This is a genomic window from Streptomyces sp. NPDC050211 (genome assembly GCF_040656035.1).
Classification (GTDB): Bacteria; Actinomycetota; Actinomycetes; order Streptomycetales; family Streptomycetaceae; genus Streptomyces.
The window spans coordinates 172304-192808 of the sequence record NZ_JBFALC010000009.1 but is presented as its reverse complement, the minus strand read 5'-3'; the positions used below and the strand labels follow the sequence as shown (position 1 = coordinate 192808).

The window sequence follows — 20505 nt, the reverse complement described above, 5'->3', positions numbered from 1 at the left end:
CCGCCGAGGTGGCAGCACAGCTACCTAAACCGCCGAGCCGAGCCGACCCCTCAGAACAGACTCAGCAACGCCTCCGCCGGATCCGCCGGCCCCGTCTCCCCGTCCGGCAGCGGGAGTTCGAACCAGACCGTCTTGCCGCGTGGCGTCCGTCGCGAGCCCCAGGCCGCCGACAGCAGGCCGACCAGTTGCAAGCCGCGGCCTCCCTCGTCCGTGTCGCGGGCGCGGCGGCGGCGGGGCTGGACCAGGCCGGAGTCCCAGACCTCGCAGACGAGGGTGCGGTCCAGGAGGAGCCGTAGTCTGATCTCGCCTTCGCCGTAGCGCAGCGCGTTGGTGACCAGTTCGCTGACCAGCAGCTCGGCCGTGTCGACCAGCGGCTCCAGGTCCCAGCTCAGCAGCTGCCCGCGCGCGTACTCGCGGGCGCGGCCGACGCTGCGGGGCTCGCGGGGGAGCGTCCAGTCACCGACGGAGTCCGTCGGCAGGCCCTGGACGCGGGCCATCAGCAACGCGATGTCGTCCTCGCCGTGGTGGGTGTCGAGGGTGTTGAGGACGTGGTCGCAGACGTCCTCCAGGGGGTCGGAGGGGTCCGTCAGCGCGCCTACGAAGGCTTGCAGCCCCTCGTCGAGGGGATGATCGCGGGATTCGACCAGTCCATCCGTGTAGAGCGCCAACAGCGCACCTTCGGGTAGTTCGACCTCGACCTCCTCGAAGGGCTCCCCGCCTACGCCCAGCGGCATGCCCGGCGGCACGTCCAGCATCAGCGCGTCCTCGCCGGGCTCGACCAGGACGGGCGGCAGATGTCCCGCGTTCGCGAAGGTGCACCGGCGCGTCACGGAGTCGTAGACCGCGTACACGCACGTCGCCAGATACACCTCGGACAGGTCCGCCTCCCGGGGGCGGCGGGCCGCGCGGGTCGCCTGCTGGACGCCGCCCGGCGCCCCGAGGCCCCGCGCGATCTCGTCCAACGCGGAGAGGACCTCCGCCGGTTCGAGGTCGAGCAGGGCCAAGGTGCGGACGGCTGAGCGGAGTTCACCCATCGCCACCGCCGCCCTGAGCCCGCGTCCCATCACGTCCCCGACCACCAAGGCCGTACGGTGGCCCGGCAGTTCGATCACGTCGAACCAGTCGCCGCCCACCTCGCTGGGCCGGTCGGCCGAGGAGTTGCCGGGCAGATAGCGGCAGGCGATGTCGAGGCCGGAGGCCACGGGGTCGCCCGGCGGGAGCAGGGACCGCTGCAGTATCAGGGCCCGTTCGTGCTCACGGCGGTACAGCCGCGCGTTGTCGATGCAGACCGCCGCCCGCGCCGCCAGCTCCACAGCCAGCTCCCGGTCCCGGTCGCCGAACGGCTCGCTGCCCTTCGTACGGGAGAACTGCGCGAGTCCTACGACGGTGTCGTGGGCGACCATCGGGACGGCGAGCGTGGACTGGACGAGGCCGCCCTCCTCGGGCGGGACGCGCCGCGGCTTGGCGGTGCGCAGGGCGTCCGCGCAAGGGGAGTTGAAGGGGTAGTGGTGGACGGCCCCGACGGCGACCTGTGTGCCGCCGCTGAGGAACGGCGCGTCGGAGACCGCGCTGGCGTAGGCGACCCGGCGCAGTGCCGCGCTGCCGTCGGCGAGCCCGGGTGGGGTCTCGTCGCCGGCCAGCAGGCCCTGGTAGAGGTCGACGGTCGCCAGGTCGCAGAAGCCGGGGACGACGACGTCGAGGAGTTCGCGGGCCGTGGTCTCCAGGTCGAGGGAGTTGCCGATCCGGGCGCCCGCTTCATTGAGAAGGGCGAGATTGCGCCGGGCGGCGGCGGCCTCGCGGGCGGCGGCGCGACGGGCGGTGATGTCGGTTCCGAGCCAGGCGATGCCGATGGGGCGGCCGGTGCCGCTGTGCACGCGATAGAGGTTGATGGACCAGTGGCGGCGCTCGTCGGAGCCCGGCAGAAAGCCCGTGACATGCATGTCCGTGATGGTCTCGCCGGTCTCCAGGACTCGGCGCAGCACCGCGGTGACCCGTTCGGCCTCCGGCCTGGTCAGATAGTCGTGGACGCCGTGGCCGCGGTGGTCGTCCGGGGTGCCACCGAAGGTGGAGGCGAACCGCTGGTTGGCGCGGCGAACCCGCAGGTCGGAGTCGATGAGCAGAAAGCCGAACGGAGATTGGCCGAAAATCGCCTGCGAGGCAGCGAGGTCGGTCTCGATGCTGCGGAGCGTGCGGACGTCGACGACGATGCAGACCGCGGCCTTCTCCCCGTCCTCGGTGCGCGTCGGCATGACATAGACCTCGGCGAGGGCCTCGCCGCCCTCCCCGTCGGCCGTGTCCGGCTTCCGGAAGGGGATCACACCGGTCCACTCCCGGCCGTCGAGGATCTCCGCCATCTTCCGCTGGCCCTGCTCATGCAGGTCGGGGTCGACGAACGCCTCGATGGGATCCATGCCGAGGGCCCGCTCGGCGGGGATTCCGAAGAGGTGCTCGGCGCGCAGGCTCCACTGGTCGACGAGGCCGTCGGCACCGATGGAGAAGGACGCGACCTTGATGTAGTCGTAGATGGAGCCGGGCGGGCTGCTCTGCCACATGGCGTCACCAGGGGGTGTGTCGGCGGACGGCACAGCGCCGGAAGACCCGTCGTCGCCGGGCCGCCCGGCGCCGGAGGCTCTCGTCGCGTCGGCCGCGGCGGCAGCCGCGGCTCCCGCCCTCGCGCCGCCCGACGGGTCCTTGGACTCCGTGGCCTTCGCTGGTATCTCGCTCACGCGAACCGTCCCCTCCAGCTCACCGCGCCCGGCACCGGTCACCGGGGGCGGCTGCCCGCAGTATCCAGCACTACGACGCCGCCTGACACGGTGTTCACGATCACAGCACGGTCCCGACGGTTTTCGGTCCGGACTGCGACAACACTTCCAGTCTTCTAACCAGCGGACACGTCGTCGAATCACGCGACGGGACAACCGCCACTGGCCTGAACCAGTCACCGGACAGTGCGCCCGCGGCTGTACACCCGGTCAGCCCGGTACGGCCAGTTCGAACCACACCGTCTTGCCCGCCTCGCCGGGCCGGGTTCCCCAGCGGCGCGAGGAGTGGGCGACGAGCTGGAGCCCGCGCCCGCTCTCGTCCTCGGGCCGGGGCTCACGCTCGCGCGGCGGGTCCGGGAGGGGGTCGGAGACCTCGACCAGCAGGACGTCCCGTACGTCCCCGGGGCGGACCAGGCGTACGCCGATGGGGCCGGTGGCGTGCCGCAGGGAGTTGGTGACCAGCTCGCTGACCAGCAGGGCGGTGATGTCGGCGACGCTCTCCAGGTCCCACGCGTGCAGCCTGGCGCGGACGGCGGCACGGGCGGCGCGTACGGCGCCGGGGTCCGCGGGAAAGGTCCACTCGGCGCAGTCGCCATCGGTGTCGATCACGCCGATCACTTCCCAGGCCAGCAGCCCATGCACGTCCGGTTTCATGGGGTTAATGGGCACATACCCGATATTGCGGCGGCAGTACCGCACGCTCCTCGGGTTTAGCTGGGTGCGCCTAATAGCTCGGGGGGTGATGGCGTCGTGCGAGTGCCGGCTCGTGGGGGCTGGTCGCGCAGTTCCCCGCGCCCCTTAAGTCAGTTCCAGTCGGGCCTTGATTTCCTGCACCGCCGGTACGTCCTCGTCCAGCCACGGTACGTTCCACAGTTCCGCCGGAGTGAGCCAGCGCAGTTCGTCGTGGTCCTGGAGGGGCTTGGGGTCCGGGGAGCCCGGCCGTAGGCGGGCTGTCCAGACCTGGAGGACGTACGGGGGTTTTAGGGGCCACTGGCCCGGCACGCGGTCGACTGTCTCCGTCTCGGCGCCCAGTTCCTCGCGCAGTTCCCTGACCAGGGCCGCTTCCGGGGTTTCGCCCGGCTCCACCTTGCCGCCCGGCAGTTCCCAGCGGCCGGCCAGTTCGGGGGGTGCGCTGCGGCGGGCGGCCAGGAGGCGGCCGGTGTCGAGGAGGGCCGCGCCCACGACGACGATCGGTTGCGTCATGGGCGGGAGCCTACGGGAGGCGCCTGCTCAGTCGGTCGCGCCCGATCCGTTCTGCCCGATGCGCTCGACCCAGTAGAGCTGCTTGTGTCCGCGGGTGTCGAGGCTGTCGGCGATCTTCTGGGCCTCGGCCCGGGTCGCGTACCGGCCCACGCGGTAGCGGTTGCCGTTGTCGTCCTGCCGTATGACGAGCCAGGGAAGAGTGATCGTGCTGTCGTTCATTCCGCCCCACTGCTCCTTCCCGCCCACGACCGCACGAGTCCTGCCCGCGGCCAGTGCCGTGCCCCACCCGCTAAGGAAACCGCAATCCGCATATGCCTGAGCCTACGCCTAACCTTTACGCAGCGAATACGGCTTTTCACAAAGAGGTACGCAACCAGCCAAGACGCAGGGGGCGCACGACGACGAGTGCGCCGTGCGGAGGTGTTCGCGCATCCGGTCAGCGACGTGCCGCCCCTGCCGGGGCGACCTGCGAGAACGACCGGATTCCAACGCCGGGTGGACCGGCGCCCGTTGGGCGGGGGCCGGGGCAACTGCCGTGACGGCGTGCGCTACTTCACAGGAAGGTGATAGGCGACCCGGTAGCGGTCGGCCGGGACGACCACGTCGGCCGTCTCCACGGGGCGGCCCGAGGCGTAGTACGTGCGCGAGACGACCAGGACGACATGGCCGGGGACGCCGCCGAGAGCGAGCAGTTCCTCGGCGAGACCCGGACGCGCGCCGACCTCCTCCGTCACGTTGTCCACGATCACGTCGATGGCGGCCATGCGCTCGACGACGCCCATGCCGCCGAGGGGGCCCTCCTCGGGCAGCATCACGGGGGTGCGGCCGGTGACGGCGAGGGGCTCCCAGGAGGTGGAGAGCATCATCGCCTCGCCGGCCTCCCGGAAGATGTACTTGGTGCACATCACGCGGTCCCCGGGCTGGATGGCGAGCCGCTCGGCGACGGCACGGCTCGCCTCGGCCTGCCGACTGCTGGACTCCCAGGTGCCGCGCGCGTCGCCGTCGGCCTGCTCCTGCCGGAACGGGGTGGCACCTCCGGCGGGCCGGAATCCGGAGCGGGCGATACGGCGGGGCACGGGCCGCTCGCGCACATACGTCCCGGAGCCGGAGCGGCCCTCGACCAGGCCCTCGGCCATCAGCACCTTGCGCGCCTCCAGGGCGACGGTGTCCGAGACGCCGTACTCCTCGCGGATCCTGGCCTGTGACGGGAGGCGGGTGTGCGGGGGCAGTGAGCCGTCGACGATCTTCTTGCGGAGATCACCCGCGACACGCAGGTACGCCGGCTGCTCACCGAATGTCACTGGCCGCTCCCATCAGGTTGTACAGACAGCAACAGCGTGGCAACCGTGGGTTGTCCGGTGCAAGCGAAGGCCAGGGAATCACTCGATGTGATGACTTGCTCGCCGGGAGGGCTTTACGCAGGCACTTTCTCCCCGCTATGGCCGCGATCACACCTCGATCCCGGCGTCCCCTCCCCCGCTGTCCGAGCCGCCGTCGTCGTAGTCGTACGAGGGCACGGTGGTGGCCAGCCCCAGAGCCTCGCGCGCGGTGACCGACTTCTCCGGGGCGGTGAGTGCGTAGCCCTCGTCGTAGTGCTCGTAGAAGGCGTCCACGTCGGTGGCCTCGGCGGCAGCGGCCCACTCCTTCCGGGCGGCCTCCAGGTCCTTGACCAGCGCGCCGACCGGCGTCTTGGCGTCGGCGGGCCAGGGGTGGTCGCGGAGCATCCCGGCCTGCTTCGTCAGCGCGTCCGCGACGCGTTCCGCCCACACCTTGTAGCCCGGCAGGTCGTCCTCGACGTACTCCTCCGCGGGAGCGGCGTCCATGGCGGTGTTGAGGACGTCCGCCGCCTTCAGATAGGTGATCTGGTCGTCGTCGAGTGTCGTCGCGTCGTTGCGCAGCGAGCCGGTCAGGCTGGTCGTGCCGTCGGTGTGGCCGAACACGCAGGTGATCTCGTGGTCGCCGAGCCGCCAGCTCTGCCGGGTCGGGGTGAGGTAGTAGATGTCGACGGTGTCGGGCAGGGCCCAGGCGTCCATCGCGTAACTGTCCTGGAGGGCATAGCACTTGTCGTCCGCGACCTGGGAGACCTTGTCGTCGCCCGGAAAGGAGCCGTCGGGCATCTCCACGGCCGCGAACACCTCACCGTCGTGGCGGCCGGCGCAGGGCACGGAGTCGACGTCGTAGGTGAAGCCCTCGAGACCGCCGGGCGAGTTGAAGCAGTCCCCCTTCGCCAGCGAGAGGCTCGAGTCGTCGCGCGCGCCTTCCTTGAAGCCCTCCCAGAACCCGGACGCGGCCCCGGTCGCCAACGACAGCGCCCACAGGGCAAGGCCGACCGAGGACAGCACCGATCCGGCGACCGCCATGCCCTTCCCACGCTCGCCCCGCCGTTTGATCTGGCTCAGCGCGATCAGCCCGAGGACAAGACCCACGCCCGGCATGAAGCAGAGCAGCCCGGTGACCAGCGAGCCGATGGCGACGCCGTTGACCGGCGCCGGGTGGTTGAACGGGTGGTAGCCCTGTCCCCAGGGCTGGTACGGCATCCCGTAGTACGGGCCCTGCTGATACTGCGGCGCCTGCGGGTACTGCCCGTAGGGCTCCTGCGGCTGGTGGGGCCCGGGGGGCGGAGGTATGGACACGGGTACCGTGCTCCTGGTTCAGGCGGCGGCGCGATGCGGGACTGATGCTGCGCGCATCGTAAGCACGCCGTCCGCACACCGCACCGCCGCCTGCTGCTTCAGGAGCGGTTGATCAGAACTGCAGCGCCCAGGCGTCGATCCGCCCGGTGTCGATCGCCGCGTTGTCGCTGACCCGCAGCTTCCACGAGCCGTTCGCGACCTCCGAGGAGGCGTTGACGGAGTACGTGGTGTCGATGTTGTCCGCACTGCCGCCGGTGCCGTACGCCTTGAGGGTGTACGCCGTGCCGTCGGGGGCGATCAGCTGGACCTGGAGGTCGCCGATGTACGTGTGGACGATGTGGACCTCGACGGCCAGGGCCGACGGCGCGTTGCCGGTGACGCCGGAGACGGTCAGCGGGGATTCGACGGTGGAGTTGTCGCTGATCGTGTAGTCGCCGGTGTTGTCGAAGCGTGGACCCGGAGGAGTCGTCGTACCGCCGCCGACGTTGAGGAGGCGGTTGGGCGAGCCCGTGCCGGGGCTGGTGACGACTCCGGTCGAGGAGGCGTTCACCAGGGCCGTGGACACCTGAGCGGGTGTGGCCGTGGGGTTGTCGGCCAGATAAAGCGCCGCCGCTCCGGCTACGTGCGGGGCCGCCATGGACGTACCGGAGATGGTGTTGGTGGCCGTGTCGCTGGTGCGCCAGGCCGAGGTGATGGACGAGCCCGGGGCGAACAGGTCCAGGACGGAACCGAAGTTGGAGTAGCTCGCCTTCGCGTCGGACGAGGTCGTGGCGCCGACCGTGATGGCCTCCGTCACGCGTGCGGGGGACCTGGTGGAGGCATTGACGGTCTCGTTGCCGGCCGCGACGGCGAAGGTGACGCCGGAGGCGATGGCATTGCGTACGGCGGTGTCGAGGGCGGTGTCCGCGCCGCCGCCGAGGGACATGTTGGCGACGGCCGGCTTGACCGCGTTCTGGGCGACCCAGTCGATGCCGGCGACGACCTGGGCGGTGGTGCCCTGGCCGGAGTTGTTCAGCACCCGGACGCCGACGATCTTGGCCTTCTTGGCGACGCCGTACGCGTTGCCCGCGACCGTGCCGGCGACGTGGGTGCCGTGGCCGTGGCCGTCCTGGGCGACGTTGTCGTTGTCGATGGCGTCGTAGCCGTTGGCGGCGCGACCGCCGAAGTCGCTGTGGCTGATGCGGACGCCGGTGTCGATGACGTACGCCGTCACACCCGTCCCGGCCGAATCCGGGTAGGTGTAGCTGCTGTTGAGCGGGAGCGTCTTCTGGTCGATGCGGTCCAGGCCCCAGGAGGGCGGGTTGGGCTGGGTCGCCTCGATGTGGAAGGTGCGGTTCTGGACGACGGAGGCGACGGCCGGGTCGGCGGCGAGATGTTTCGCCTCGGTCTCGGAGGCCTCGATCGCATAGCCGTTCAGGGCCTTGGTGTACGTGCGCTCGATGTCGGCGCCGTACTCCTGGGCGAGCGCCTTGCCCTGGGCGGAGCCCGCCCGGGTGTCGGCCTTCAGCGTCACGATGTAGCTGTCGGCGACGGCGTTCGCGGCGCCTTCGTACTGGATACGGCCTTCGGGAGCGGCCGCGGCGGGGAGGGCGGAGACGAGGCCGGCGGCGAGTACCGCGGTGGCTGCCACGCTGATCGCGGCAAGTCTTCGCCGGGTCTGACGCATCACTGCCATCTGAGGGGTCCTCCTCAATCGGTGGTGCGTTGGTGGGGGGTGGTGCGGCGTGCACGAAGCCAGGCGCTACGACTATGGGCATGATCATGTCAATTCCAGTGCCGCGCCTGTGCGTCAGCCGAAAGATTGAGGCTTCCACAGGAATTGCACAAGCCCCTGTGCACAGACGTAAGCCACGCTTCACACACGAAGCGTGGCTCTCCGTGCCGACCCGACAGTCCGCGTCAGTCGTCGAACGCCGTGGCCCGGGTCCGCTTCTCCCAGGCGGCGACGTCCTGCCGGACCTGGTCGAGGTGGTCCAGGACCGCGCTGACGCCGTCGTCGCCGAGGGGCAGCCGCAGCGGAGTCTGCTCGGCGTCCAGGGCGGCGCGGATGAGGGCCGCCGCCTTCGCCGGGTCGCCGGCCTGAGTGCCGTCACCGCCGGCGACGAACTCGCGGGTCTGCTCCACCTTGGAGTACAGCCCGGTGTCCGAGCTGACCCCGGCCCGGCTGGGGTCGAACAGCGCGGTGCGGAAGGAGCCCGGCTCGACGATCAGCACCTTGATGCCGTACTCCGCGACCTCGTCCGCGAGCCCCTCGGACAGCCCCTCCAGCGCGAACTTCGTTCCGCTGTACGCCGAGAAGCCCGCGAAGGACATCTGCCCGCCCATGCTGCTCATCTGCACGATCGCGCCGGAGCGCCGCTCGCGCATGCCCGGCAGCACGGCGCACGTAAGGGCGACGGGCCCGAAGACATGCACCTCGAACAGGTCACGCAGCTCGTCCTCGGCGGTCTCCTCGAACGCACCGACATGCGTCCGCCCCGCGTTGTTGACCAGCACGTCGATCCGCCCGTGCCGCGCCAGCACATCCTGCACGGCGGCTTCCGCGGCGCCCGTGTCGGCGACGTCGAGCCGGAGCGCCTCCACCTGGTCGGGGTGCGCGGCAACGAGGTCGGCCAGGCCCTCTGGGCGCCGGGCCGCGCCCACGACCACGTCCCCCGCGGCCACCGCCGCCTCGGCGATCGCCCGTCCGAACCCACTGGTCGCACCGGTCACCAGCCACACCTTGTTCATGACCTCTCCTGGTTCATGAGCGCTTGAGCCTTACTGGATCCGTCGTTCTGCTTCCAGCTTGTGCGACCTCCCGGTGGCGCGTCCAAGACCCTTCGTGATAGCCGATGGTTATGGCGACTTCGGACGTACACGGCCGCGACTTGCGCTATTTCGTGACGGTGGCCGAGGAACTGCACTTCACCCGCGCCGCCGAGCGGCTCTACGTCTCCCAGCCCGCGTTGAGCAAGCAGATCCGGGCGCTGGAACGGCAGTTGGGGGTGGAGCTGCTGCGCCGGGACCGGCAGGGCGTGGCGCTGACGGCGGCGGGCGAGGCGCTGCTGGCACCGGCCCGGCGGGTGCTCGCGGCGTGGGAGGAGGCCGCGGCGGCGGTGGAGCGGGCCAGGGCGGTCCAGCGCTCCACGCTCACCGTGGGGATGAGCACCAGCCCGGGCCGCGGCGGTCTGCTCCCGGCGATCCGCTCCCGCTTCACGGCCGCCCACCCGGAGACGGCCCTGCGGGTGCGGCAGGTCAGCTGGGAGGACCCCACCGCGGGCCTCGCGGACGGCTCGGTGGACGTCGCCTTCGTCTGGCTGCCCCTGCCCGACGCCGAGCGCTACGGGTGGACGGTGCTCGCGGAGGAACCCCGTCTGGTCGCCCTCCCCGACACCCACCCGCTCGCCGCCCGCACCGACCTCACCTTCACCGACCTCCTCGACGAGCCCTTCCTCGCCCTCCCCCGCAGCGCCGGCGTCCTCCGCGACCACTGGCTCGCCCTCGACGCCCGCGCCGGCCGCCCACCCCGCATCGGCGCGGAGATCGCCGGCACGGAGGAGACGTACGAGGCCCTGGTCGCGGGCCTCGGCATCTGCCTCGTCGCCGAGGGGAACGCCCCTCTGATCACCCTGGGCGGCGTCACCACCCGACCGGTGCGGGGGCTGTCGCCCAGCCGCTACGCCCTGGCATGGCGGAGGGAGGACGGGGAGCTGCCGTTGGTACGGGGCTATGCACGGGCATGCCGAGCGCTCCGCTGAAGTGCCGCGATGTGCCGTCGGTCCGCTGCGGCGCCGTTGTGGCTGGTCGCGCAGTTCCCCGCGCCCCTTCGGGGCGCTCAGTAACGCGGCATCTCAGGGACCGTCTTCTCCGCCAACTCGATCAGCGCCTCAACCTTCGTCAGATCCGCGTCAACCTCCTCCGACGTCACCGTCGGAGCCTCCGTGGACCGGTACTCGACTTCGTTACGCCGGGCCCGCATCCGGTTGAAGGGCCGCAGCGTGGATCCGAGCGGCGGGTCGAGCTGCGCACGCAGGGCCTCGTAGATGACGAGGTGGCCGCCGCGGCTGGTGGCGCGCAGCCCTTGGTTCTGGAGTACCGCCGCCAGCGCTCGGCGGGCCGCGTCGTACGCGAGGGTGTACGCACCCTCCGGGTCCCGGGCCGCCAGCTGTCGTGCGGAGCCGACATGGACGCGGGCGCGGACCAGTTCCGCTTCGGCGGCCTGCCGGGACGCGGGGACGCGTTCGAGCCGCCCGCTGCCGAGGAGCGCGTCGATCGTCGACCGCCCTTGAGTCCAGCTCTCCACTACGCCTCCACGTCAAGGTTCAGCTCGACCAGCGGGCGTTCGCGGACGCTGGTGAGGAACGGATCGTCCGTGGGCGCATGCCATGCCTCGGCGGAGACCCGATGGACGTTGACCTCGCGGCGGAGCCTACGGGAGACGTCCTCGGCGAGATCGAAGAGGGCGTCGGGGTCGGGGTCGCCCACCACCAGCACATCCACATCGGCGGGCGGCGGCCCCGACTCGCCGCTGTACCGGGCGGCCCAGGAGCCGTAGATGTAGGCCCGCCGGACTCCTTCGAGTCCCGCCAGCGCCTCGGTGAGCACGGGCAGGGGGCCGAACGAGACGGACATCAGGTCGCTCAGCGGGCGGTACAGCGGGGTGTCCGTACGAGCCCTGACGAGGCGGCTGCGTCCCACTTTCCGCTCGGCGAGGATCCCGCCGCCGGTCAGCCGGTCGACCTCGCGCAGGACGGCGGTGGGCGTCACTCCGATGTCGGCGGCCAGCTCGGTGATGGTGTACTCGCGTTCCGGGTGCAGCAGCACGAGCGCGAGCAGTTCACCCTGCGCCCGGGAGCGGAGGATGGGGAGCAGGCTCGGCGATACTTTCATTGGACGCAGCATATCCTGCGCCCAGTGAAAGTAACAGTCTGTTATGGGTTGAGCGCCGTCAGCCGCGCGAGGTGGTTTCCCTGACCCAGGGCAGCGCGAACCGCTCCAGCAGCACCAGGGCGAAGTAGAGCAGGATGCTCATCAGCCCGATCAGGATGATCGCCGCCCAGGCGGTGGCGGTGTCGCCCACCCCGCCGGCCTGCACGATCAGATAGCCAAGGCCGGTCTCACCGGCCTGGAACTCGCCGATGACCGCGCCGATCGCGGCGAGCGGCATGGCGACCTTCAGCCCGACGAAGATCTGCGGCAGCGCGGCCGGCAGCCGTACCTTGCGGAACGCCTGCCAGCGCGAGGCGTCCAGCGAGCGCGCCAGCTCGGCCAGGTCCGCCGGGGTCGAGGTGAGGCCGGTCGCGGTGGACAGCACGATCGGGAAGAAGCAGAGCAGGAAGACCATGGTCAGGACCGGCTTCTGCCCCCAGCCGAGCGCCCCGACCAGCAGCGGCCCGAGCGCGATCTTCGGCACCGCGTTGACGGCGACCAGCAGCGGCGTGAACATCCGCTCCAGGACCCGCGAGGCGGCCAGCGACAGCCCGATGACCACGGCGCAGACACTGGAGAGCACGAACCCGACCACCGTCTCCACCGTGGTGTCGCCGGTGTGGTCCAGGAACCGGGCCGGGGCCGCGCTGAACGCCGAGAGCACGGCGCCGGGCGGAGGCAGGATGGCCGGGTGGATCACCTCCAGCGCCGACGTGAGCAGCCACCACGCGCCGAGCGCGACCAGCAGCCCGGCGAAGGGGAGCAGCACGACACCGGCGCTCGTCCCCTTGCCGGTGCGATCAGGCTTTCGGTACGAGGTCGAAGTCGATGATCTGTTCAGGGGTCATCCCTTCCGGCAGCGCGTCCGCGTCCTCCAGGAGCGCGATGCTCTTCGCGACCCGCCCGGAGTCCACCGTCCCCAGCGTCGCGCCGGAACCCTCCGGCCTGACATACGCGGCCATCAGCTCCAACTCGGCTGCCGCGGCGGCCGGATTCGTGGCGTCCACGTTCCGCTGCAGGATCTCGGCGGCCTCCTTCGAGTTCGCGAGGCTGTACTCCAGGCCCTTGAGCAGCGCCGCGCTGAACCTCTTCACCATCTCCGGCTCCTGCTCGGCCAGCTTCTTGGACGTGATCAGCACGTTTCCGTAGAGATCGGGGATCACATCGCTGTACGGGAGCAGGACGGGCTTCTTCTTCGTCACCGCCTCGATGGTCGGCTCACCCACCACGAACTGGCCGATGCCGTCCACCGCGCCGCTGGCGAGCGTGCCCATCAGGGTCTGCGCGTCGCCGTTGACCCAGGTCACCTTGGCCGCGTCCACTCCGGCCAGCCGGGCGTACGTCGGGAAGAGGTTGCGCACGACCGAGCCGGGTGTGTCGGCGAGCCGCTTGCCCTCCAGGTCCTTGGGCGCGGTGATGCCGTTGCCCTCGGTGGAGGCGATCGCGGCCATGGTGCGCTGCTGGATGGCGGCCACCGCGACGAAGTCCTTCGCCTGGCCGCTGCCCAGGTTCAGCAGACCGCCCGTCAGGTCGATCGGGCCGAACTGCGCCTGGCCGCTCACGACGGCCGGGATCACGCCGCCGGTGCCCTGCCCCGGCTTGATCTGCACGTCGAAGCCGGCCTCTTCGAAGTACCCCTTGTCCTTGGCGACCCAGGCGTACGCGTCCCGGCCGAAGTTGCCGAACGAGGTCAGGTAGGTCACCTTCCGCGGTGCCTTGGCGTCCGGGTCGTCACCGTCGTCGGAGTCCGAGCCGCCGCACCCCGACACCAGGGCCAGCACCGTGGCCAGGGCCATCGCGGCGGTCGTACGGGCGAAGCTGTTCATGCGCACTGTGAGGTCCTTTCCGACCGCCGGAGGGCATGACACTTCGTGCGGGCAACAGCGTACGAGAGCCGGGCAGTTGTGGAACCGGGCGTGCGGAATTCACCGGATTCACCGGCAGGACGACAGGTACCGCCGGGCGGCCCGTCCCGGGTAGCCTGACCGGGCGTCACGAACCGGCCGGCATTGCGATCGCCAGGGATAGCGCGGTCGCCAGGGATGGGGAGACCGCCGGATGATCAGACTCACCGGTGTGTCCCGGAGCTTCACCAGTCGGTCCGGTTCGACGGTCGCGCTTCAAGGCATCGATCTGCACATCGCCGAGGGTGAGTTCGTGGCGGTGGTGGGGCGGTCCGGGTGCGGCAAGTCCACCCTGCTGCGGCTGATCGCCGGGCTGCTGCCGGTCACCGAGGGCGAGATCACCATCGGCGGGGAGCGGGTCACCGGAGCCCGGCGGGATGTCGCCATGCTGTTCCAGCGGCCGGCCCTGCTGCCCTGGCGGTCCGTCCTCGACAACGTCCTGCTGCCCGTGGAGATCTTCGGCTGGAACAAGGCCGAGCACCGCGACCGGGCGTACCAACTGCTGGAGACGGCCGGGTTGAGCGGCTTCGAGAAGCACCGGCCGCACGAGCTCTCCGGCGGGATGCAGCAACGTGTGTCCCTGTGCCGGTCGTTGATGGGCGAGCCCCGGGTGCTGCTGATGGACGAGCCGTTCTCCGCACTCGACGCGCTGACCCGCGCGGAACTCGCGGTGGAGCTGCAACGCATCCACATCGAGAGCTCCGCCACCGTCGTCTTCGTCACCCACTCGATAGACGAGGCCGTGCTGCTCGCCGACCGGGTGGTGGTGCTCACCCCGCGCCCGGGCCGTATCCGCAAGGTCATCGACATCGGCATCCCGCGGCCGAGGACATTGGGCCGTACCGCCTATCTCGACGAAGTGGCCCGGTGCACCGCCGATCTGCAGGAGCTGCTGATGGAGCGGGACGTGCCCACGCCGGCCGAAACGGAGGGGCGATGACCCTGCGGATCTGCGTCTTCACCGAGCCGCACCGCGGCGCCGACTACGACGACCAGCTGCGCTTCGTAAAGCTCGTCGAGGCCGGCGGATTCGAGGGCTTCTTCCGGGCCGACCACTACCAGGCGATGGGCACCGATCCCGGGCTGCCCGGCCCCACCGACGCCTGGCTCACACTGGCCGCGCTCGCCCGGGAGACCTCCCGTATCCGGCTCGGCACCCTGGTCACCTCGGCCACCTTCCGGCTGCCCGGCCCGCTCGCCGTGATGGTGGCGCAGGTCGACCAGATGAGCGGCGGACGGGTCGAACTCGGCCTCGGCGCCGGTTGGTACGAACGGGAGCACACCTCGTACGGCATCCCGTTCCCGCCCGTCCGGGAGCGCTTCGACCGGCTGGAGGAGCAGCTGGCGGTGATCACCGGACTGTGGCGGACACCGGTCGGCGAGAGCTTCACTCACCGCGGCACCCACTACCAGCTGATCGACGCGCCCGCCCTGCCGAAGCCCGTGCAGATGCCGGCCCCGCCGATCATCGTCGGGGGCCGCGGCCCCCAGCGCACCCCCGACCTGGCCGCCCGGTACGCCGACGAGTTCAACATGCCCTTCAAGTCGGTGGCCGAGACGGCGCGGGCGTACCGACGGGTCGCCGAGGCCTGCGAACGGACCGGCCGGGCCGGCGCCGGCCGGCCACCGCTGGTGCTCTCGGCGGGGGTCGTGGCCGCGATCGGCCGTACCGACGCGGAGGCGCAGTGGCGGGCCGCCCCGCTGCACGTCAAGAGCGCGCTGCCACCGGAGGACCCGGTGATCGGATCTCCGGCCCAACTCGTGCAGCGGCTCGGCGAGTTCTCCGCGATCGGCGCGAACCGGATCCATCTGCGTCTGACCGACTTCCGCGACCTCGACCACCTGGAACTCATCGCGAGTGAGGTGCTCCCGCAGCTGGACCCCATGCCCCGTGTGTAGGGTTCCGCATGGGGGCAGCGGGCGTAAGGGCGCGCTGTGCAGGGGCAGTTGGGGGTGCTGTGGCGACGAACAGCGAACGTGCCCGGTTGGTGGCGACGGAGGGCGGCCACCGGGTGACACCGGCGGAGCTCTTCTTCGACCTGGTCTTCGTGTACGCCATCACCCAGGTCACCGCCCTGATGGCGGCCGCCCCGAGCCCGCTGCGCCTGCTCGGCGGAGTGGTCGTACTGGCGCTTCTGTGGTGGTGCTGGTGCTGCTTCGCCTGGCTGGGCAACGTGGTGCGCGCCGATTCGAGCGCGATGTTCGCGGTGCTGGTGGCCGTGATGGCGGTCGTCCTGATCGTCTCCCTGGCGGTCCCCGAGGTCTATTCCGACGCCCCCGGCGGCCTGCCGACCCCGTTGCTCTTCGTCCTCTGCTACGGCACCGTCCGCATCCTGCACCTCGTCACGTACTGGCTCTCCGACCCCACCGACCAGGCCCTGCACCGCGTCCTGCGCCGTACGGCCCTCCTCTCGGTGGCCCCGCCCTTCGCCCTGCTCCTGCTCGGCACGGCCTTCACGGGCGTACCCCAGATCCTGATCTGGCTGGCGGCGGTGGCCGTCGACTACCTGGCCATCTTCGTCACGGGCAAGTCCGGCTGGCGGGTGTCCTCCCCCGGCCACTTCGCGGAACGCCACGGGCTGATCGTGATCATCGCCCTGGGCGAGTCGATCGTGGCCATCGGCGTCGGCGTGACCGGTTTCCCCCTGAGCGGCCCGACCGTCGGTGCCGCGGCCGTCGGCCTGTTCCTGTCCGCGGGCCTGTGGCACCTGTACTTCCACCAGGTCGCCGACGCCGCCGAACACCGCCTGACGACGCTGACCGCCGACGACCGCACCCGCCTCGCCCGCGACGTGTACACCTTCCTCCACCTTCCGCTGGTGGCGGGCGTGGTCATCACGGCCCTCGGCATGAAGAAGACCCTCCAGCAGATCGCCGACACGGACCACTACGACCTGACCGAGCCCCTGCACGGCGTGGTCGCCTGGGCCCTCCCCGGAGGCGTCGGCCTGTTCCTCCTGGCCGCGGCCCTCATCGTGCTCCGCACGTCGAACCGCCGTTCCCCGGCACTCTTCATCGCGGCCGCGGTCTGCCTGGCGGCGGGCCCGCTGGTCACCCTGATTCCTTCGCTCGTGGCGTTGGGCTTGCTGGCGGGCGGGGTGACGGCGCTGGGACATGCTCGGACGGGGGCCGTACACAAACCTGCTTGAGGCCCGCCCGCACGCACGCAGCAGGCGGCACGGTGCTCGTCATCGACCCGCCTCGACCAGGCCCCGGGCAAGTGGTACTTGAGTGGCTCAGGCTTGCCCAACCCGTGAAGGGATCACGCCTGACGTCCACGATGAGCTTGTCGATCCGCCCACGCGGCACCCGCAGCCGGGCCCGCCGCGTCCGGATCGATCAGCTCGCGCTCCGACACATTGATGTTCCCCAGGGCGTTCTCGTACGCCGTGAGGAGTCGGCGTGCGTTCGCCGGCGAGCGCAGCAGGAACGCGCCCTCGCGCAGCGCCGCGTAGTCCTCGGCCGAGACAAGCACGGCAGTGCCGTGCTTGGAGACGATCTCGATGGCCTCGTGATCGTCGTTGACCTTCTTGATCAGCGGAATGAGGGCCTTGCGGGCTTCGCTCGCAGTTATCGACATGAGACGACTCTCTACACCAAGTGGCCACATAACGCACCACTCACGGCCGCCTCGACACCTTCGCCCGCTCACACGTTGAAGCGGAACTCCACCACAAGGCTCTGACCTGCAGGTATGCGGGCGCATCCCAGCACCGTCCCAGCACGGGAGCAGCAACAAAGTACAAGAAGATCCGGGACGCCAAGACTATGCGCCACCGATGCAGGCTGCACAGCACCCCCAGCGCTGTAATAGTTCCTGTACTAGACTGACCTCATGAAGTCACCCCGCCCCGGCGGCACGGAGAACATCTCCGTCTCGATGCCCTCGGAACTCCTCGGCGCTCTGCGCACCCGTACCGGCAAGCGCGGCGTGTCCGCGTACGTGACGGCGGCGGTTCGGCACCAGCTCGCCATGGACGGCCTCGCGGAAATCGTGGCCGCCTACGAAGCCGAGCACGAACCGCTGAGCGAGGCCGAAGTTCAGGCCGCGCAGCGCGAACTGTTCGGTGACGCACCGGCGCCCTACGCGTCTAACGACAGCGCCGCATGAAGGAACCCGCGGCCAGGTCCCTGGTACTCGACTCCCAGGCACTGTCGCTGCTCCTGCGCAACGATCGCCAAATGATCACCCGCATCGAAGCCGCTCGGCGCGTAGGCGTGCCGGTCCTCGTGTCGGCCCTGACGGTGGTGGAGGCCGTCTACGGGAAGACGGACACCGCCCGGCTGCACTGGGTGCTCTCCCGCCTTCAGGTCCAGGACGTCACCCAGGCGGACAGCCTCACCGCGGTGCAGCTGCTGAGCGACGCCGGCGGTCTGCACGGCCACAAGTACGCCATCGACGCCCTCGTCGCAGCGATGGCACTCCGCTCCCCGGCACCCGTCCTCGCACTGACCTCGGACCGCGACGACTGGTCGAAACTGTGCGGCGACCGCGTACAGATCAAGGACGTCTGACCGAGCGCGCGGGTGCGGTGGCCCCCTGGGTGGCGGCGCAGGAAGCGAGCAGGCGCGGGCCCCTCCTCGGAGGGCGTGCCCGGTTCAGCCGTGTAGATGGTGAGGGTGAGGCCGGGTTCGGCGGCCATCTCCAGGCCCTCGAAGGCAAGGGTGAACTCGCCGACCGTCGCGTGGTGGAAGCGCTTCACCCCGGTGCCGCGGTGGCGGACGTCGTGGGCGGCGAACTCGACCGCCGCCAGGCCGAAGCGGGCCAGGCCATCGACCGGCTCGGAACCACCGATGAGATCGCCCAGGCCGTCCTGTGGCTGAGCAGCCCCGGCGGCGTCGGCTACGTCACCGGCATCGCCCTGCCCGTCGATGGCGGCTACGTCGCCCAGTGACCACCCGCCATTGCGCCGCGCGGACACCCGCGGCGCACGCCCCCGCACCCCTCACGTGAAGGACCACATGAACCACCCGAACCCGCTGCCGTACCGACGTCGGCGCCTCCCGTTCCGCCCGGCCCTGCTCATCGGTGCCGGCGCCGCACCCTTCGCCGCGATCGCCTACGCCGCCGACACCGGCCCCGATGCGAAGGGCACCGGAGACCGGGACAGCAACGTCACAGTCCGGGGTGTCGACCAGTCCGATGCCGCGTGGAGCGCCGCATCCGACGCCGACTACCGCCCTGCGACTACCCAACCGACCGGATAGTCGTGCACGTCACCGGGTCCACCCAGCCGGTCGCCGAGCAGGTCTTCCAAGACCCCGGCCACCGCGCCGCGGCCCACTGTCCGATCCGCGCCGATGACGGACCGGTGAGTCTGCAGGTGACGGTGTGGATTCGGCGCCGGGTGGTACGCCAGCGCCCGGGATGAGCTCAGGCGGCTCGACCGGTGAAGGAGCGGCTGAACTGCTGTCCCGACTGGACCATGCCGCGGACGTTGCCGAGCCGCTTCCTTTCGTAACCTCCGAGGGCCTGCGCCACCATCGAGAGCGCGAGAAGCCGCTCATTTAACTCGCCTCGCGGCAAACGCTTCCCAGGACATCCTCCACCCACGCAACTCCGGGAATCGGCTCTCACCCCGTCCGGTAGATGTCTGTGAGACTCGCGAGGCCGGCGTTCGTACGCGGACACGCAGTGCACTATGCCTCCCGGCACCGAGCCGGTCAGACACGGCAGCTGTAGTTCTTGATCTGCGAGGTGTCGTCACGCCGTGGTCGGCGACTGAGTGAGCCGGGTGCCCGTCAAGGCCGGCACCGTCGTGCTCTTCGCCGACACCGCTCGCGCGTCCGCCTGGATGGAGGCGGGTTCCTCGGCGGGCAGCCGCGGGTGGTCCCATGGGGGCGGGTGGAACTTCGACCAGATCGAGCCGCGACGTGGAGCAGCGCGGGTCAGGAGCGGCAAGGTGCCCTGGTGGTGCTTCGTATGACGAGGTGTGGTGTGACGACGACTTCTCGTTCGTCGTCCGTCGCCCCACCCTCCAGCCGGGCGACGACCCGGCTCACGGCCCGGCGCGCCAGCTGGCGGGCTTCTTGCCCGACCGTGGTGAGTTGGACGTGGGCGAGGCGGGCGAGGTGGCTGTCGTCGAAGCCGACGACCGAGATCTCGTCGGGCACAGGGATACGGGCGCGCAGGAAGGTGTCGAGGACGCCGATCGCGCAGTGGTCGTTGAAGGCGAGGACGGCGGTGGGGCGGGCCGCCTCGGCAAGGAGTGTTCGTGCGGCTGCCGCGCCGTGGTCCTCGGTCAGCCCGCCCGGCACGAGGCGGACGCGGTCGGTGAGGCCGTGGTCCTTCATGGCCGACTTGTAGCCGCGGCGCCGGTCCGCCGCGCCCGGTGCCCTGCCCCCGTCGATGTGGACGATGTCGCGATGGCCCAGTGCCACGAGGTGGTCGACCGCCTGTCGGGCGCCCTCGTCGTCGGCCGCGCGGACGACGTCGACGCCGTCGGCGAGCGGGCGCAGCCGGCGGGCCACGGAGACGACGGGCAGCTGCGCCGCGAGTTCTGCCAGCCGGGCCGCCGGGGCATGGGGGCTGAGCAGGATCAACGCCTCGCACCGGTCGGCAAGCAGCGTCTCCACCGCCTCCTGTTCGCTGCGGCTCGCGGCCACGGCGCTGAGCGCGATCTGATAGCCGGCCGTCCCCGCCGCGGCGTACAGCGCCTCAACCATGTCGGCGTGGAAGGGCTGTCGCAGGTCGAACTGCACTCCCACCAGGTGCGAGCGGCTGCTGCGCAGGAGGCGTGCCCTGCTGTCCGGCCGGTAGCCGATCTCCTGCGCGGCCCGTAGTACCCGCTCGCGACTCGCCGCGCTGGGCCCCTTGGCACCGCGCATGACCATGGAAGCAAGCGGCACGGAGACACCTGCCCGCGCCGCGAGGTCGCTGAGCGTCGGCCGCTTTCCGTCCCGGGCGGCAGAGCGCGATGGCACCGTCGGCCTTCCTGATCGAGGGTCTTCTCCGAGGTGATCGTAGACCGGGCCAAGCAGGGCACGCACTGGTCAACGTTGTTAGAACGTTATGAATCAAATGTCCGCACAAACCCTTGACAGGCTTGCCCGGTGCCTGGCGTACTGCTCCTGTTCTCTTAGAACGTT

The 20505-nt window shown here is 70.7% G+C and carries 22 protein-coding genes and 3 pseudogenes; 8 read left to right on the top strand and 17 right to left on the bottom strand.

Going from position 1 to position 20505, the window contains the following annotated elements:
* Positions 1 to 50: 50 nt before the first annotated feature.
* The 8 genes from AB0I98_RS12665 to AB0I98_RS12630 form a co-directional block, all read right to left on the bottom strand.
* Positions 51 to 2726 (bottom strand): SpoIIE family protein phosphatase, encoded by a 2676-nt coding sequence (locus AB0I98_RS12665; protein WP_362939422.1) that lies wholly within the window; start codon positions 2724 to 2726, stop codon positions 51 to 53.
* A gap of 249 nt (positions 2727 to 2975) precedes the next feature.
* Positions 2976 to 3419, bottom strand: a complete 444-nt coding sequence (locus AB0I98_RS12660) for an ATP-binding protein (RefSeq protein ID WP_362939419.1) — start codon at positions 3417 to 3419, stop codon at positions 2976 to 2978.
* Between the two features lie 144 nt (positions 3420 to 3563).
* On the bottom strand, positions 3564 to 3968 hold the full coding sequence (locus AB0I98_RS12655) for a (deoxy)nucleoside triphosphate pyrophosphohydrolase (RefSeq protein WP_362939416.1): 405 nt from the start codon (positions 3966 to 3968) through the stop codon (positions 3564 to 3566).
* Positions 3969 to 3995: 27 nt separating this feature from the next.
* Positions 3996 to 4187 carry an SPOR domain-containing protein gene (locus AB0I98_RS12650; protein ID WP_301983744.1) on the bottom strand — a complete coding sequence of 64 codons (192 nt, stop codon included), beginning with the start codon at positions 4185 to 4187 and terminating at the stop codon, positions 3996 to 3998.
* 329 nt (positions 4188 to 4516) lie between these two features.
* Positions 4517 to 5269, bottom strand: coding sequence for a GntR family transcriptional regulator (locus tag AB0I98_RS12645; RefSeq protein ID WP_362939413.1), 753 nt, complete (start codon positions 5267 to 5269; stop codon positions 4517 to 4519).
* A gap of 147 nt (positions 5270 to 5416) precedes the next feature.
* Complete coding sequence (locus AB0I98_RS12640; RefSeq protein ID WP_362939410.1) at positions 5417 to 6601, bottom strand: DUF4190 domain-containing protein; 1185 nt, start codon at positions 6599 to 6601, stop codon at positions 5417 to 5419.
* A 112-nt stretch (positions 6602 to 6713) separates the two neighbouring features.
* Positions 6714 to 8276: a S8 family peptidase gene (locus tag AB0I98_RS12635; RefSeq protein WP_362939407.1), complete on the bottom strand. Its 1563-nt coding sequence runs from the start codon at positions 8274 to 8276 to the stop codon at positions 6714 to 6716.
* 224 nt (positions 8277 to 8500) lie between these two features.
* A complete protein-coding gene (locus AB0I98_RS12630; protein WP_362939404.1) occupies positions 8501 to 9331 on the bottom strand; it encodes an oxidoreductase in 831 nt (276 codons plus the stop codon).
* Positions 9332 to 9435: 104 nt separating this feature from the next.
* Here AB0I98_RS12630 and AB0I98_RS12625 point away from each other — a divergent pair, with 104 nt between their 5' ends.
* On the top strand, positions 9436 to 10341 hold the full coding sequence (locus AB0I98_RS12625) for a LysR family transcriptional regulator (protein WP_362939401.1): 906 nt from the start codon (positions 9436 to 9438) through the stop codon (positions 10339 to 10341).
* Positions 10342 to 10418: 77 nt separating this feature from the next.
* On the opposite strand, the gene AB0I98_RS12620 is transcribed toward AB0I98_RS12625, so the two are convergent.
* The 4 genes from AB0I98_RS12620 to AB0I98_RS12605 are packed head-to-tail and all read right to left on the bottom strand — an operon-like array spanning position 10419 to position 13338.
* Positions 10419 to 10886, bottom strand: coding sequence for a hypothetical protein (locus AB0I98_RS12620; protein WP_362939399.1), 468 nt, complete (start codon positions 10884 to 10886; stop codon positions 10419 to 10421).
* Positions 10886 to 11473, bottom strand: coding sequence for an ArsR family transcriptional regulator (locus AB0I98_RS12615; RefSeq protein ID WP_362939396.1), 588 nt, complete (start codon positions 11471 to 11473; stop codon positions 10886 to 10888). The genes AB0I98_RS12620 and AB0I98_RS12615 overlap by 1 nt, the downstream gene beginning before the upstream one ends.
* Before the next feature lie 58 nt (positions 11474 to 11531).
* Positions 11532 to 12281: an ABC transporter permease gene (locus tag AB0I98_RS12610; RefSeq protein WP_362939393.1), complete on the bottom strand. Its 750-nt coding sequence runs from the start codon at positions 12279 to 12281 to the stop codon at positions 11532 to 11534.
* Between the two features lie 31 nt (positions 12282 to 12312).
* Positions 12313 to 13338: an ABC transporter substrate-binding protein gene (locus AB0I98_RS12605; protein WP_362939390.1), complete on the bottom strand. Its 1026-nt coding sequence runs from the start codon at positions 13336 to 13338 to the stop codon at positions 12313 to 12315.
* A 232-nt stretch (positions 13339 to 13570) separates the two neighbouring features.
* On the opposite strand from AB0I98_RS12605, the gene AB0I98_RS12600 reads away from it, so the two are divergent.
* From AB0I98_RS12600 to AB0I98_RS12590, 3 genes are read left to right on the top strand one after another with little or no spacing between them, the layout of a single operon-like run.
* Complete coding sequence (locus tag AB0I98_RS12600; RefSeq protein ID WP_362939387.1) at positions 13571 to 14356, top strand: ABC transporter ATP-binding protein; 786 nt, start codon at positions 13571 to 13573, stop codon at positions 14354 to 14356.
* Positions 14353 to 15315 carry an LLM class F420-dependent oxidoreductase gene (locus AB0I98_RS12595; protein WP_362939384.1) on the top strand — a complete coding sequence of 321 codons (963 nt, stop codon included), beginning with the start codon at positions 14353 to 14355 and terminating at the stop codon, positions 15313 to 15315. The genes AB0I98_RS12600 and AB0I98_RS12595 overlap by 4 nt, the downstream gene beginning before the upstream one ends.
* 59 nt (positions 15316 to 15374) lie before the next feature.
* Positions 15375 to 16565, top strand: coding sequence for a low temperature requirement protein A (locus AB0I98_RS12590; RefSeq protein WP_362939381.1), 1191 nt, complete (start codon positions 15375 to 15377; stop codon positions 16563 to 16565).
* Between the two features lie 29 nt (positions 16566 to 16594).
* Here AB0I98_RS12590 and AB0I98_RS12585 read toward each other — a convergent pair.
* Together AB0I98_RS12585 and AB0I98_RS12580 are read right to left on the bottom strand one after the other, a co-directional pair.
* A pseudogene (locus AB0I98_RS12585) lies at positions 16595 to 16713 on the bottom strand (Txe/YoeB family addiction module toxin); the annotation flags it as partial.
* Entirely contained in the window at positions 16679 to 16996 is a 318-nt protein-coding gene (locus AB0I98_RS12580; protein WP_362939378.1) for a type II toxin-antitoxin system prevent-host-death family antitoxin, read from the bottom strand. The gene AB0I98_RS12580 and the pseudogene AB0I98_RS12585, both read right to left, overlap by 35 nt.
* 255 nt (positions 16997 to 17251) lie before the next feature.
* Here AB0I98_RS12580 and AB0I98_RS12575 point away from each other — a divergent pair, with 255 nt between their 5' ends.
* A complete protein-coding gene (locus AB0I98_RS12575) occupies positions 17252 to 17527 on the top strand; it encodes a hypothetical protein (protein ID WP_030222583.1) in 276 nt (91 codons plus the stop codon).
* Positions 17524 to 17931 (top strand): PIN domain-containing protein, encoded by a 408-nt coding sequence (locus tag AB0I98_RS12570; protein WP_362939375.1) that lies wholly within the window; start codon positions 17524 to 17526, stop codon positions 17929 to 17931. Before AB0I98_RS12575 ends, AB0I98_RS12570 begins: the two co-directional genes overlap by 4 nt.
* Here AB0I98_RS12570 and AB0I98_RS12565 read toward each other — a convergent pair.
* Positions 17918 to 18149 (bottom strand): annotated as a pseudogene (locus AB0I98_RS12565) (transcriptional regulator); the annotation flags it as partial. The gene AB0I98_RS12570 and the pseudogene AB0I98_RS12565 overlap by 14 nt on opposite strands.
* On the opposite strand from AB0I98_RS12565, the pseudogene AB0I98_RS12560 reads away from it, so the two are divergent.
* Both AB0I98_RS12560 and AB0I98_RS12555 read left to right on the top strand, forming a co-directional pair.
* Positions 18150 to 18311: pseudogene (locus AB0I98_RS12560) on the top strand (SDR family oxidoreductase); the annotation flags it as partial.
* 67 nt (positions 18312 to 18378) lie between these two features.
* Positions 18379 to 18624 carry a hypothetical protein gene (locus tag AB0I98_RS12555; protein WP_362939372.1) on the top strand — a complete coding sequence of 82 codons (246 nt, stop codon included), beginning with the start codon at positions 18379 to 18381 and terminating at the stop codon, positions 18622 to 18624.
* Positions 18625 to 19120: 496 nt separating this feature from the next.
* Here the strand turns inward: AB0I98_RS12555 and AB0I98_RS12550 are convergent, their stop codons facing one another.
* Together AB0I98_RS12550 and AB0I98_RS12545 are read right to left on the bottom strand one after the other, a co-directional pair.
* Positions 19121 to 19318 carry a hypothetical protein gene (locus tag AB0I98_RS12550; RefSeq protein WP_362939369.1) on the bottom strand — a complete coding sequence of 66 codons (198 nt, stop codon included), beginning with the start codon at positions 19316 to 19318 and terminating at the stop codon, positions 19121 to 19123.
* Positions 19306 to 20340, bottom strand: a complete 1035-nt coding sequence (locus AB0I98_RS12545) for a LacI family DNA-binding transcriptional regulator (RefSeq protein ID WP_362939366.1) — start codon at positions 20338 to 20340, stop codon at positions 19306 to 19308. Before AB0I98_RS12545 ends, AB0I98_RS12550 begins: the two co-directional genes overlap by 13 nt.
* Positions 20341 to 20505: the final 165 nt, after the last annotated feature.

Bases quoted from the DNA above. Each gene is read 5' to 3' on its own strand.
- AB0I98_RS12660 (WP_362939419.1), bottom strand. From the start codon at position 3,419: ATGAAACCGGACGTGCATGGGCTGCTGGCCTGGGAAGTGATCGGCGTG.
- AB0I98_RS12655 (WP_362939416.1), bottom strand. From the start codon at position 3,968: ATGACGCAACCGATCGTCGTCGTGGGCGCGGCCCTCCTCGACACCGGC.
- AB0I98_RS12650 (WP_301983744.1), bottom strand. From the start codon at position 4,187: ATGAACGACAGCACGATCACTCTTCCCTGGCTCGTCATACGGCAGGAC.
- AB0I98_RS12635 (WP_362939407.1), bottom strand. From the start codon at position 8,276: ATGGCAGTGATGCGTCAGACCCGGCGAAGACTTGCCGCGATCAGCGTG.
- AB0I98_RS12630 (WP_362939404.1), bottom strand. From the start codon at position 9,331: ATGAACAAGGTGTGGCTGGTGACCGGTGCGACCAGTGGGTTCGGACGG.
- AB0I98_RS12625 (WP_362939401.1), top strand. From the start codon at position 9,436: ATGGTTATGGCGACTTCGGACGTACACGGCCGCGACTTGCGCTATTTC.
- AB0I98_RS12615 (WP_362939396.1), bottom strand. From the start codon at position 11,473: ATGAAAGTATCGCCGAGCCTGCTCCCCATCCTCCGCTCCCGGGCGCAG.
- AB0I98_RS12605 (WP_362939390.1), bottom strand. From the start codon at position 13,338: ATGAACAGCTTCGCCCGTACGACCGCCGCGATGGCCCTGGCCACGGTG.
- AB0I98_RS12600 (WP_362939387.1), top strand. From the start codon at position 13,571: ATGATCAGACTCACCGGTGTGTCCCGGAGCTTCACCAGTCGGTCCGGT.
- AB0I98_RS12595 (WP_362939384.1), top strand. From the start codon at position 14,353: ATGACCCTGCGGATCTGCGTCTTCACCGAGCCGCACCGCGGCGCCGAC.
- AB0I98_RS12580 (WP_362939378.1), bottom strand. From the start codon at position 16,996: ATGTCGATAACTGCGAGCGAAGCCCGCAAGGCCCTCATTCCGCTGATC.
- AB0I98_RS12575 (WP_030222583.1), top strand. From the start codon at position 17,252: ATGAAGTCACCCCGCCCCGGCGGCACGGAGAACATCTCCGTCTCGATG.
- AB0I98_RS12570 (WP_362939375.1), top strand. From the start codon at position 17,524: ATGAAGGAACCCGCGGCCAGGTCCCTGGTACTCGACTCCCAGGCACTG.
- AB0I98_RS12555 (WP_362939372.1), top strand. From the start codon at position 18,379: ATGAACCACCCGAACCCGCTGCCGTACCGACGTCGGCGCCTCCCGTTC.